The sequence below is a fragment of the Thalassotalea atypica genome (assembly GCF_030295975.1).
In the GTDB taxonomy this organism is placed as follows: domain Bacteria; phylum Pseudomonadota; class Gammaproteobacteria; order Enterobacterales; family Alteromonadaceae; genus Thalassotalea_F; species Thalassotalea_F atypica.
The window spans coordinates 3483942-3496862 of record NZ_AP027364.1 but is presented as its reverse complement, the minus strand read 5'-3'; the positions used below and the strand labels follow the sequence as shown (position 1 = coordinate 3496862).

Sequence of the window (12921 nt, the reverse complement as noted above, 5' to 3'; positions counted from 1 at the left end):
GAATGATGAGCATGTATCGATTTATTAACGTGTTAGTCTTGATTGTTTGCTGCACGGCATGCTCGTCAACCACGGTCCATTTGTACGCTAAATACTTAACGGCGGACGAAACTCAACGCTTGGTAAAGGGCTTGTCTGATTCGTTTAATGTGCAAGTAAACACCTTGGATATACCAAACAACATTGAACAATCGACCATGATATATTCCCCGTTGATGGCGAACAAAAAGGATGTCGATGGACTAGAGACTACATTGGCACAACTCAATTGGCCGGAAGTGGATAAGGTGACGCTTTTTCAAAGCAATCACTGGTATACAAAAAACACCATTGGCGTCATGTTATTACCAGAAAAATATTCAGGCAATAAAGCACGGCTAACAGCTAAATTGGCCCAACAATTCAATGGTGAACAATGCAAGCTTGGTACAACCTTAGTATTGAATGACAATGGACAATATCAAGTGTTTAACGAGCAATCGTTAACGGCGATTTATGAAGGTACGTGGCGTTATCAACAGCCACCCTACCTCGAGCTAAGTAGTGATGATCCTGTCTGGTGGCGTTATTTTGAAGTTCAGGAGCAGGTTGTTCAAGATATTGTCGGTGAATTAGACATGATAGCGCTTATTGCTCTTGATAAATATCAACTACTAGGGAGTTGCAATTTCAGTGCAGGAGTTCGTCGATAACTAACATACATTTTAAGCCGTTTGTTTTTCTCAAAATCAAATACCTGACGATAGCTTTTGATTAGTGAACTGATTTTGAGGAGAATATTCCACCTGTTAACTGCGAACACAATGTAAAGGCTAGTGGGGAGTTACGGCAAAATAAACAGACATAATCCGGTCAACTTTGCCTATGAGTAACTCGCTAATAATTTAATTTTTTTCATTTTGAGTCTAGGTAGCGTTAGGCCGAAAAGGCCAAGTGCGAAAATCGCAAGCGTCGAAGGCTCTGGGACTGGAATTCCATCAGCAGCTCGCACCAAATACACGCCAAACGCTGAAGAACCATTCCAAGCGCAGTCGCTGGCGTTAGGAACAGACGCGAGTGTGCAAGTACTACGGTAGTTTAAAAATACTCGACTAACGCCATTTTGGCCATCAGGGTTTGTTCTAATGCCGGCCATGAAATAGCCGCCATTATCACCAATGTAATTTCCGTAGGTGCGCCTCTCTGTGGATATAGAAACAAAGCCGAATAAATCTGTATAGCTTTCTGCTTGTGTCACTAAATCCACATGACTACTATCATATGAGCCGTGAACAGTTCCTCGGGTAAATTGCCCGTCCATGATAGGGATCACGTCAAAAAACATGTTTTCAACTTCGGCTTGTGTTGCGACTCTAAACCCTGCGAAGTTCGCGACTGCTTCCGCATAAGTCATATCATATGTTTGTAAAAGATTGAGCCATTCTAACCCTTGGTTTGTATCTTGTAGGAGTAAACCATCTCCTGCGTTTAAGTAATCGGATTTTATCAATGCACCATGAGATGGCGTGCTGATCAGCAAAATGAGAATGGTGAAAAACGTGCAGAGGATTTTCATGTGCTCAGTTCCTTATTTCATTTGTTGTTTTTCATTAGCCAAAGTACGCAGGAAATTTTGGCACAACTTCAGTAAAGCAGAGCGTTTGATATTGTCAAATTTCTGAGGATGTCTCGGAATGTATCAATGTAAGGAATTTTCGACTTTTAAGAAACGTTGAAAAACAAAAGCACTAACAAGGTTATAGAGAACTAAGAGTGAATATGAGAAAGCCCCAGTTTTTAATGTCAACGGGGATAATTTGGCACACTGTTGCTGGTTAAAATAATTGATTGATGTAATCGAATTCGTCTGAATCAAGCAGTGGCTGCTTGGCGGCAAAAGCGGCGGGATTAACAATAGTTGTCGCTTGCGTAGAGAATTGCTCGGCAATTAACTGTTCGCAGTGAGTAGTTGATAACTGAGTCACTTTTTGTAATTGCTCAATGGCTTCAACGATCATTAAATTAGCAAGTTGCTGTGGCGACAATTGGGTGTCTAACGGTAAAACTTGTTGTTTAAACATTGCCTCGGCCTGCCGATCATTAAAGTAAATAAGTGACTTTATTTTAGAAAAGCAAGCTGTGCTGAACTAGCAAGTTTGGGTAATGATTTGTTTTACTTTGTAACTGTTTTTTCAATTAAAAGTAACACAATGGTTTATAGCGTTTTACACATTACAATTGCATCTTCGTAGCCAACGGCTTTCGGGTAATACCCTGTTCGACGTCCTGTTTCGATAAAGCCTTGATTAATATAAAGCATTTGCGCGGAGATATTACTCGAACGCACTTCGAGCCAAAGTTTATGAGCGTTCAATTCTTTACTTTGGGCGATGAATTTTAACAGTAAAGTTTTACCATAACCGTTGCCTTGAAGAGCGGGGGGAACGCAAATATCCATTAAAGTTGCCTCGCCAGCAACGTGCTCACCAATGTAAAAACCTGCTATTTCATCATTGTTTATTCGAGCAACCTCACCGAAGTAACGGCCGCCGATACAACTGGAAAATGTGTTAACTGACCAAGGGTGTGAATGAGCCGCATTTTCAATTGGCATCAGTTGCTCAACGTCGTTTGTGGAGATAGATGTAAAGGATAAAGTCATAATATTTGGTTGCTAATAATTTGCCACAACTCGCGTTTGAGCGAACTTGATTGTTTCATTTCAACTAATGGTGGAGAGATCAGTAATGAGTCATTAAAACTTAAGGCAGTATGTTGGTGAAAAGACCAATTAAATAACCCTAAATCGATATGATTTTTGGCAAACGATATTTCCCCCTTAGTTAATGACAAAGAAGAAAGAATGTCTCTGAAAATCGCCATATTGTCGAACTCATCTGAGCTAATCTCAATAAAAGGGTACGGCACTTGCTCATCTTGAGCTGGCTCAGTTCTCTTATGATAAATGGTGACACCCATTTCCGTTAGGTGATTAAATTGTCTTTCGTTGATCATGTACTAAGGCTTAGTGGGCTATTCACTTCATAATGACAAAATTATTCATGAGCCACAAAGAGAAATTTTAATTTAATAAGGAGATAAATCAATTAAAAGAAAATTAGAGAAAAGATGGCAGGGGTAGAGAGATTCGAACTCCCAACCGTCGGTTTTGGAGACCGCTGTTCTACCAATTGGAACTATACCCCTGCAATGGCTGTGCATTATACGTATGCTGAATGAAAGGTAAAGCCTCTATTTGCATTTCTTTTACTGTTCGGTCAGAAAATCATCAAAGAGGTTGTGATTGAGCCTATAAGCAGCTAGCTATACAGCTTTTAAACAGTCGCATTCTTGCAGTTTTCTTCAGCATATATGAAAAATGGCAGTCGAATAAAAAATGTGCGCCCGTCATAAGGGAAGGAAATTCTGGGCGCACAGATGTCAAAACTTTTCATACATTTCGCGTGAATCAAGCGACCTTATTGATTTCCAGGGATAGGACCTGCGACGATGAACATGCTGTCTTTCATTTCATCTTGGGTTAGTGAACGACAAGCTACAGCAGTCCTGCAATCTAGCCCCGGTAATCTAGTGCCCGTTCTGCGAATCTTTTTACGAAACTGTCTGAGTTGGTCGGTTAATAGGTCATTAATATCAGGTGACCGTACTGTAATGATCTCTGTGCCGTCATTTTCAGGCCACATTAGTTTATTGTCGGCTGATTTTATTAGCGGCTCTTGTTTCATTTTTGCGTATAACTCGGGAAAGTTTGACGCTGTGATGTCCTCAAAGCTGTACATATGCTCGATAAATTCAGGTATGTCGTCATGCCCATAATCATAGGCTTTTGCTAGCCATTCATCCGCTTGTTCAAGGTCATGCTCGCCAAACTGATCACTAAAATAGATGATCCCCAACAAATAGGCTGCATTGTCATGATGGTTTCTGGCCGCACTTTTCAAGTATTTAACGCCTTTATCGAAGTCCTCAAAGCGTTCATTAATCAGGTGCAACAAGCCCGCCTTATATTGAGCGCGAGCAACACCCATGCGAGCCGCTTGTTTATAGTTTTTCATTGCCCTAACAATATTTTTGGGCGTGCCATAGCCGTGATAATAGAACTCCGCTAGCGTTGCAATCGCATCGGCTTGGCCGCGCTTTGCGTTTAGCTTAAAATGCTTATAATATTCCTTGCACTCCTGTGTTGCGCACGGCTCAATTTTAATGGCGTGACTTTTGCCGCAGTACATTAAAATACATAGTGATAGTGCTAAGGATAATGATTTCAAAGTTTATTCCTATTCCCTTCTCGTGGTTTAATTATTTCTATTGGCTACCGCCATCATTGGTGACGACATTACCGCCGGTGATATTCATACTGTCTTTCATTTCATCAAGCGTTAACGCGCGACAAGCCACGGATGTTCGGCAATCAATACCAGCCATGCGACTACCTAACTGCTTTATTTTTTTACGCGAGTCGAGCATTTGCTTTTTTAACAGGCTATCAATGTCCGGCGAAAGCACCGTGATTACTTCCGTGCCATCTTCCGGTGGCCAAGCAAAACGATTTTGTTGCGTCTTAATCATGGGATTTTTCTCCATCGCAGCGTAGAGGCTGGGGAAACTAGCTTGCGTGATGTCTTCGAAGCTATAGATATGTTCGATAAACTCAGGAATATCGTCGTGGTTTTCTTTGTATGCCTGTGCAAGCCATTTATCAGCTTCAGTTTTGTTTTTTTCGCCAAATTCATCACTGTAGTAAATAATCCCCAGCAGATACGGGGCATTGATATGATCGTTATAGGCTGCTTTTCTTAAATAATTCATGCCTCGTTTGTGGTCTTTAAAGCGCTCGTTGGTTAGAAACAATAGCGCTGCTTTATACTGAGATCTAACTACACCTAAACGGGCAGCTTTTTTGTGGTACTTCATTGCCAGTAGCAAATTTTTTGAGGTACCGAAGCCATGATAATAAAACTCTGCGAGGGTGGCGATTGAGTCGGCGTGTCCTCGCTGTGCATTCTTCTTAAAATGGACAAAATAGTTCTGACATTTCTGGGTGTTACAAGGCTCAACTTTTAATTGAGCAAGAGCAAAAGTGCTAATGCACCAAAGAACTATTGCTTGTAGTAGGTTCATTTTTAACATCATACTTCCTTAATGAACTAATTAAGCTTTTGTAACAAAGTATGTGTAAATTCACTATTTTGACATGTTACTGTGACCAACGGTCGCTTTTGTGTGACGAAACTGCATTTCTGTAGGATAAGGAAATACATCTTCTACGATACCCGCTGCAACATTCTGTTGAGCCTGTTGCCAGTAACTGGCGTCTAACAGTTCGGCATGATGGATCATAAATGCTGCGCGGTATTTATGATTTGCTAAGGCAAATGTGGCTAATTCTTCTGGAAACATATCTCCGGGCTCAACGGAATACCATGGCTCAGCTGCATAGATTTGCTCTTCAGTTACGGCAACAGGCTTAACTCGAAAATTAACTTCGTCCATGTAGGTAATCTCATCATAGTCGTAAAAAATTACCCGGCCATGGCGAGTGACACCAAAATTTTTCAACAACATATCACCAGGGAAAATATCGGCGGCAATGAGCTGTTTAATCGCCATGCCATAACCTAGCATCGCATCGTTAATTTGTTCGTCATTTGCCTCAGCCAAATATAAATTTAATGGCCGCATGCGACGCTCAATATAAAGATGACTAATGATAATCAATTCATTTTCGTAACGTATTAAAGAGGGGGCAACCGTTTCGAGTTCTTGTAACAGTTCATCAGAAAATCGCTCTTTAGGGAAAGCTACTTCTGAATACTCCATGGTGTCAGCCATACGTCCAACACGATCGTGCAGTTTAACCAGTCGATATTTTTCTATTACGTCTTTTTTAGTCATTTTTTTACTGGGCGAAAACTTATCTTTAATGATCTTAAATACGTATGGATAGGAAGGTAAGGTGAATACCGACATCACCATGCCTTTAATACCTTCAGCAAGCTCAAGCTTATCTTCACTAGAATCTAGGTGATTTAAAAAGTCGCGGTAAAATTGCGTTTTTCCTTGTTTATGATATCCGATGGCGGAGTATAGTTCTGCTTTGGTTTTGCTGGGCATTAAATCTTGCAGAAAGTTAATCAATGGCAATAGATATGGGCAATCAACAAAAAAATAGGCCCGGGCGAAACCAAACACCACAGCCATTTGTTCGTTGTCGGTCAACAGGGCATCAACGTAAATATGGCCATTTTCGTCATTCAATAAGGCGACAATAAACGGCGTTTCTCCAGCCGGCGAGACCACTCTGCCAATAATGTAGGCACCTTTGTTGCGATAAAATACTGAGTCAATCATATCGAATTTCAACGCAGATATTGGGAATCGGGTTTTATCGGCTTGTCTTGAAAAACGTGAAATCAAGGTATTGATGTCAGCTTTTAAATTCTTGTATGGTAGAGAAAAATTTGGTTTGAGTAGTATCGAAGAAATGGTGTCAAACAGACCTTTTTCATCGGGCTCATAACGTGTGTAGACTTGCTTGTTTTTTAAATTCTCTAAACACTCTTCAGAGGATTGCACGAAAATAAAACGGTTTTGATAATATTTTCGTTCAAACAAGTGACAGAAAATTGAGTTATAAAAACTCTCTGCTAAATCAGATTTTGGGTGATAAAGCAGTTGTTCCACATATTCTTGCTTAACAGATTGCCATAAAATTTCATCAAGCGAGGTAATAGCAAAGTCTCGGCGGATTACCTCTAAGGTTTCTTTAACACGCGTATCGAAAAAGTCAGTACGTTGCTTTGACGCCTCTTGTACTTCATGCCACTTCGCTTGTTCAAATCGGGTGCAAGCAGAAAGGGTGATTTCTTTAAACAGAAAAATATGGCGTTCAAAACCATTGATAATTGTTTTTGCGATGGCGATTGCGGTTGAACTCATGAATAAGACCTCTTTATGCGGGCACGAAATAATTATTTTATAGGAGGAAACTTTGATACTAGGCGATATTTCGCTGAATATTCAACATAATTCAAACTAATACGGCGTTTACCTATTATTCATCAACTTTTTACTTTCTAGTTTTGCTCTATATATTCTCTAAATACTTTTAATTACTTGTATTTCGAGGCTTTGGGCACTAAAATTACGCGGTTTTTTTATTGGCTAATTTATACTCATTATGCGCGTTTCTGATTTTTCTTTTGATCTTCCCGAGCAACTTATTGCTCGTTATCCTAAAGCAGACCGTGTGGCGAGTCGCTTAATGGCGATGAACGGTGATAGTGGATTGATTGAAGATCTTGGCTTTGTTGATATCGTCGATAAATTATCAGCAGGTGACTTATTAGTCTTTAATAACACGCGTGTGATACCGGCACGGATGTTTGGGCAAAAAACAAGCGGCGGTAAAGTTGAAGTACTAGTTGAACGCTTGTTGGATGAACGCCGATTTTTAGCCCATGTACGTGCCAGCAAGTCGCCTAAACCGGGCACCGAAATTCTATTGGAAGATCAAGTGATGGCGACCATGGTGGGTCGTCACGATGCATTATTTGAATTAGAAGTCCATGGCGACCAAAACATCCTTGATGTGCTAGAACAAATTGGCCACATGCCGTTGCCTCCATATATTGATCGCCCCGACGAAGATAGTGACCGCGAACGCTACCAAACGGTATATAATGAAAAGCCTGGCGCTGTTGCTGCGCCAACTGCTGGATTACATTTTGATCAACCGCTACTTAATAAACTCAAGGCCAAAGGGGTTGAGTTTGCCTTTGTTACTTTGCATGTCGGTGCAGGCACATTTCAACCAGTAAGGGTGGATGAAATTAGCGATCATATTATGCATGCTGAGTATGTTGAAGTACCTGAGAGTGTTGTTGAACAGATTAAAACCACTAAACAAAATGGTGGGCAAGTGGTTGCTGTTGGCACCACATCAGTGCGCTCATTAGAAAGTGCGGCAAAATCGGCGGCTGAGCAAGGCACAGAACTGCAGCCTTATTATCAAGATACCGATATTTTTATCACGCCAGGTTATGAATTTAAGTTGGTGGATGCTTTGATCACAAACTTTCATTTATCAGAATCTACCTTATTGATGTTAGTCAGTGCTTTTGCTGGTTACGATCACATCATGAATGCATATCAACACGCTGTGACTGAGCAATATCGTTTTTTTAGTTACGGTGATGCGATGTTTTTAACTAAAAAAACGTCGTAGTAGAAAATTTATCAGCTGGCAGGTGCATGGCCTGTCTACACTTATGTTGCTAGCCTGTTTCGCTAGTGGACGGAGAATATTATGACCAATCAAGTAAAACACAAAATGAAGTACGACTTACTTCAAAAAGACGGTAAAGCACGTCGTGGCCGCTTAACCTTTGATCGCGGTACGGTGGAAACACCAGCGTTTATGCCTGTTGGTACCTATGGTACTGTCAAAGGAATGAAAACCGAAGAAGTGAAAGAAATTGGCGCTGAAATTATTTTAGGCAATACCTTTCATCTAATGTTGCGTCCAGGGACTGATATTATCGAGCAACATGGTGACTTACACGATTTCATTAATTGGGATAAGCCTATATTAACAGATTCGGGCGGCTTTCAGGTGTTCAGCTTAGGAAAAATGCGCAAAATCACAGAGGAAGGGGTTAAATTTAGCTCGCCAGTCAATGGTGAGAAAATCATGTTAACGCCTGAGCGTTCGATGGAAGTACAGCGTAAGTTGGGCTCTGATATCGTGATGATTTTTGACGAATGTACGCCATATCCTGCAACTCACAAAGAGTCAAAAGACTCAATGGAGTTATCTTTACGTTGGGCACAACGTTCTAAAGACGCACATGGTGACAACCAAAATGCGCTGTTTGGCATTGTTCAAGGTGGCATGTATGAGGATTTACGTGAAGTCTCAGTCAATGGTCTAAAAGCGATAGATTTTGATGGCTACGCCATTGGTGGTTTATCTGTAGGTGAGCCCAAAGCCGACATGGTGCGTATATTAGATCACACAACCCCCTTGATCCCGGAAAATAAACCCCGATATCTGATGGGAGTAGGAAAGCCTGAAGATTTAGTTGAAGGCGTTCGTCGTGGTATCGATATGTTCGATTGTGTGATGCCAACACGTAATGCCAGAAACGGTCACTTATTTGTCTCAACGGGTGTGGTTAAAATTCGTAATGCCAAGAATAAGACAGATAATGGACCGTTAGATACGGAATGTGATTGCTATACCTGTAATAACTATTCACGAGCTTACTTACATCACTTAGACAAATGTAATGAAATTTTAGGCTCGCAACTTAATACCATTCATAACTTACGTTTTTACCAACGAGTGATGAAAGGATTGCGCGACGCAATTGAGCAAGGTAAATTGGACGACTTTGTTGAAGACTTTTACGCGCGACGTGATTTACCTGTACCACCACTGGCCCAAGGCAGTGAGCAGGTATAGTTCCAAGTAAACAGAATCCAAACAGTTTTAAGAATTTTAAAAATATAAAAAGAGGTACTTATGAGTTTATCTATTGCAACAGCATTTGCTGCAGCGGCGCCAGCACAGGGTGGCGGTATGGAAATGTTAATCATGCTATTGGTTTTCGGTTTAGTGTTTTATTTCATGATTTATCGCCCACAAGCTAAACGCGTAAAAGAGCATAAAGGCCTCATGGCTGCTTTATCAAAAGGTGATGAAGTACTAACGCAAGGCGGTTTAGTAGGTAAAATTTCAAAAGTGTCTGACGAGAAAGATTTTGTCGTTATTGCTATCGCAGAAAATACCGAAGTTACAGTGCAAAAAGCAGCAATTTCTGCAGTATTGCCTAAAGGCACAATGAAGTCTCTATAATGAGCGTTTATGTCGAGGGAAGCTCCCATTGTGTGTTTAATTTCAAACGACAATACGCAATTATAATCGAGTGTACCCTTGTCATATTTGAATCTATTATTATAGATAATATTTAAAGCAAACATTTGTAAGGTGATATTGTGTTAAACAAATATCCGTTATGGAAAACATTGATGGTGGTTTTTATCGTCGCCATTGGTGCCTTATATGCTTCACCTAATTTATACGGTGAAGATCCTGCTGTGCAGGTTTCTGGCTTAAGGGGCGTTGAAGTTGATGTAACGACGTTAGATCAAATCAAGTCTCAATTATCAGAAAGTAATATCGAATACACCAACATCGCCTTAGAAAAAGGTCAAGTATTAGCACGTTTTCGTGATACTGAAAGCCAACTAAAAGCGCGTGATTTATTACATGCTAATTTTGGAAATGATTATTCGGTCGCGTTAAATTTAACCCCTGCTACACCTGAGTGGTTGTCTGGTATTGGCGGCACGCCAATGAAGCTAGGTTTAGATTTAAGTGGTGGTGTGAGCTTCTTAATGGAAGTAAACATGAATGAAGCGATCAATAAAGCCAAAACGGGCATGGTCGGTGACTTTAGAACGGACTTACGTGGAGAGAAAATTCGTTATCGTAGCGTTAAAGACTCTGGCGATGCAATTACCATCATTTTTAGAAATGTCGATGATTTAGCGAATGGTGAAAGTCTACTTAAAAAGCGCTACCGCGATTTACTGTTTGTGGAAGATGAAGATAGGCTAACGTTAAGTGTGACTATGACAGAGGTGAAGCTCAAAGAAATTCGTGAGTATGCACTTCAACAGAACATTACCATTATTCGTAATCGTGTAAACGAGCTAGGTGTTGCTGAGCCATTAGTGCAACGTCAGGGTAAAAAACACATTGTGATAGAATTGCCGGGTGTTCAAGACACGGCAAAAGCGAAAGAAATCCTAAATGCTACAGCCACTATTGAATTTAGAATGGTGGATAGCGATGGTGATCTATCTAGTGCTTTAAACGGCCGAGTGCCTGCAAGCTCACAATTATTATATGAGCGTGGCGGTAACCCAGTGTTACTTAAAAAACGTATCATGCTAACTGGTGATCATATTATCGATGCCAGTTCTGGTTTTGATGAATATAGCCGACCACAAGTAAACATTACCCTAGATTCACCAGGTGGTAGCAAATTTTCAAATGCGACCAAAGATAATATCGGTAAACCGATGGCGACAGTGTTTATCGAATATAAGGGAACAGATCGCAAAGACGCTGAAGGCAATATGATCTTCGAAAAAGTGGAAGAAGTTATTTCTGTTGCCACGATTCAAGCACGTCTTGGTAAGTCATTTCGTATTACCGGTGCTGGTTCTCAACAAGAAGCACATAACTTAGCGCTACTATTACGCGCAGGTGCGTTAATCGCGCCAATTCAAATTGTTGAAGAACGTACCGTTGGCCCATCGTTAGGTAAAGAAAATATAGAACTGGGTTTCCAAGCGATCATGGGCGGTTTCGTTTTAGTCTTTATTTTCATGATGATTTATTATCGTGCATTCGGTGTTGTTGCTAATTTAGCGTTAGGTGCTAACTTGGTGCTCATTATTGGTGTGATGTCGCTTATTCCAGGAGCTACACTTACATTGCCGGGGATGGCGGGTATTGTGTTAACCGTTGGTATGGCGGTAGATGCAAACGTACTTATTTTTGAGCGAATACGTGAAGAAATAAGAGCTGGCAAATCAATTCAGCAGTCAATCCATCAAGGTTACGATGCAGCATTTTCAACAATTTTGGATGCAAACATTACAACATTAATCGCGGCAATTATTTTATTTGCTGTTGGTACAGGGCCGATTAAAGGGTTCGCGGTGACGTTATCCATCGGTATTGTTACATCAATGTTTACAGCCATTGTTGGAACACGTTCGGTAGTAAACCTTATTTGGGGCGGAAAGCGCCTTGAAAAACTTTCGATATAGGTGATTTGACGATGCAAATTTTGAATTTAAAAGAAACAGTCGCCTTTATGAAATACCGAAAGGTCGGCATGATTTTCAGTATATTGTTCATGTTAGCGGCTATTGCTTCATTAACAGTGAATAAACTGAATTTTGGGTTAGATTTTACCGGTGGTATTAAAGTAGAAGTTGGCTTTGAACAAGCGGCTGATTTGACCAAGATGCGAGCGGTATTAGATCAAAACGGCTTTGATGATGCCGTGGTTCAATTGTTCGGTACCAGCCGCGATGTTGTTATCCGCATGGCGGAACGTCCAGGTGTTAAAGCTGAAATGTTGGGAAACGAAATTCTTGACGTTTTGCAACAAGGCATGGGTGTAAAGGTTGATATGCGACGAATTGAGTTTGTTGGCGCAAGTGTTGGTGATGAGCTTGCAGAACAAGGCGGTTTAGCGATGTTAACAGCACTAATATGTATTTTAGTGTATGTTGCTTTTCGTTTTGAGTGGCGTTTTGCGCTAGGCTCTGTGTTCGCATTATTTCATGATGTATTGTTAACATTAGGTCTGTTCTCTTTTTTACAGCTTGAATTTGATTTAACCGTATTGGCCGCTATTTTGGCTGTTATTGGTTATTCACTTAACGATACTATTGTAGTTTCAGATCGTATTCGTGAGAATTTTAGAAAGGTTCGTGAAGGCGGCCCTGAAGAAGTCATTAATATTTCACTTACCCAAACTTTAAGCCGAACATTTATTACCTCAATTACTACGTTATTAGTACTTGCGGCCTTGTTCTTTAAAGGTGGCGCGCTGATTCATGGTTTCGCGACTGCGTTACTGTTTGGCGTCTTTGTTGGTACATACTCGTCAATTTATGTAGCGAGTTCAGTCGCACTAGCGTTAGGGGTTTCTAAAGAAGATTTGATCCCTGAGGTCATTGAAAAAGAAGGTGCAGATCAAGAAGAAATGATGCCCTAGTAAGGGGTTCAAAGATTCTTTAAATAACGGTCTAACCTTTTTAAAAGCCAGTAGTTTTGCTACTGGCTTTTTTTATGGTTACTGTTATAAAAAAGGTTAGAACCCCCTATACTGG

General features: G+C 40.6%; 13 protein-coding genes and 1 tRNA gene. 6 read left to right on the top strand and 8 right to left on the bottom strand.

Going from position 1 to position 12921, the window contains the following annotated elements; translation table 11 throughout:
* Window positions 1-2 precede the first annotated feature (2 nt).
* Entirely contained in the window at window positions 3-692 is a 690-nt protein-coding gene (locus tag QUE03_RS15975) for a hypothetical protein (RefSeq protein WP_286262945.1), read from the top strand.
* Between the two features lie 170 nt (window positions 693-862).
* Here QUE03_RS15975 and QUE03_RS15970 read toward each other — a convergent pair whose 3' ends face one another.
* The 8 genes from QUE03_RS15970 to aceK form a co-directional block, all read right to left on the bottom strand.
* Window positions 863-1555, bottom strand: a complete 693-nt coding sequence (locus QUE03_RS15970) for a PEP-CTERM sorting domain-containing protein (protein WP_286262944.1) — start codon at window positions 1553-1555, stop codon at window positions 863-865.
* A 259-nt stretch (window positions 1556-1814) separates the two neighbouring features.
* A complete protein-coding gene (locus QUE03_RS15965) occupies window positions 1815-2060 on the bottom strand; it encodes a hypothetical protein (protein WP_286262943.1) in 246 nt (81 codons plus the stop codon).
* 134 nt (window positions 2061-2194) lie between these two features.
* Complete coding sequence (rimI, locus tag QUE03_RS15960) at window positions 2195-2641, bottom strand: ribosomal protein S18-alanine N-acetyltransferase (RefSeq protein WP_286262942.1); 447 nt, start codon at window positions 2639-2641, stop codon at window positions 2195-2197.
* Window positions 2638-2994 (bottom strand): DNA polymerase III subunit psi, encoded by a 357-nt coding sequence (locus QUE03_RS15955; RefSeq protein WP_286262941.1) that lies wholly within the window; start codon window positions 2992-2994, stop codon window positions 2638-2640. The genes rimI and QUE03_RS15955 overlap by 4 nt, the downstream gene beginning before the upstream one ends.
* Before the next feature lie 115 nt (window positions 2995-3109).
* Window positions 3110-3186, bottom strand: a tRNA-Trp gene (locus tag QUE03_RS15950).
* Window positions 3187-3458: 272 nt separating this feature from the next.
* Window positions 3459-4268 (bottom strand): tetratricopeptide repeat protein, encoded by an 810-nt coding sequence (locus tag QUE03_RS15945; protein WP_286262940.1) that lies wholly within the window; start codon window positions 4266-4268, stop codon window positions 3459-3461.
* Between the two features lie 37 nt (window positions 4269-4305).
* Window positions 4306-5121, bottom strand: coding sequence for a tetratricopeptide repeat protein (locus QUE03_RS15940; RefSeq protein WP_286262939.1), 816 nt, complete (start codon window positions 5119-5121; stop codon window positions 4306-4308).
* A gap of 63 nt (window positions 5122-5184) precedes the next feature.
* On the bottom strand, window positions 5185-6939 hold the full coding sequence (gene aceK / locus QUE03_RS15935) for a bifunctional isocitrate dehydrogenase kinase/phosphatase (RefSeq protein WP_286262938.1): 1755 nt from the start codon (window positions 6937-6939) through the stop codon (window positions 5185-5187).
* A 241-nt stretch (window positions 6940-7180) separates the two neighbouring features.
* Between aceK and queA the strand changes: the two genes are divergently transcribed.
* The 5 genes from queA (at window position 7181) to secF (ending at window position 12806) form a co-directional block, all read left to right on the top strand.
* Window positions 7181-8227: a tRNA preQ1(34) S-adenosylmethionine ribosyltransferase-isomerase QueA gene (gene queA, locus QUE03_RS15930; protein WP_286262937.1), complete on the top strand. Its 1047-nt coding sequence runs from the start codon at window positions 7181-7183 to the stop codon at window positions 8225-8227.
* Window positions 8228-8308: 81 nt separating this feature from the next.
* Window positions 8309-9466, top strand: coding sequence for a tRNA guanosine(34) transglycosylase Tgt (gene tgt, locus QUE03_RS15925; RefSeq protein ID WP_434019787.1), 1158 nt, complete (start codon window positions 8309-8311; stop codon window positions 9464-9466).
* A 60-nt stretch (window positions 9467-9526) separates the two neighbouring features.
* Window positions 9527-9859: a preprotein translocase subunit YajC gene (gene yajC / locus QUE03_RS15920; protein WP_286262936.1), complete on the top strand. Its 333-nt coding sequence runs from the start codon at window positions 9527-9529 to the stop codon at window positions 9857-9859.
* A 140-nt stretch (window positions 9860-9999) separates the two neighbouring features.
* Window positions 10000-11847, top strand: coding sequence for a protein translocase subunit SecD (gene secD, locus QUE03_RS15915; RefSeq protein WP_286262935.1), 1848 nt, complete (start codon window positions 10000-10002; stop codon window positions 11845-11847).
* Between the two features lie 11 nt (window positions 11848-11858).
* A complete protein-coding gene (gene secF, locus QUE03_RS15910) occupies window positions 11859-12806 on the top strand; it encodes a protein translocase subunit SecF (RefSeq protein WP_286262934.1) in 948 nt (315 codons plus the stop codon).
* Window positions 12807-12921: the final 115 nt, after the last annotated feature.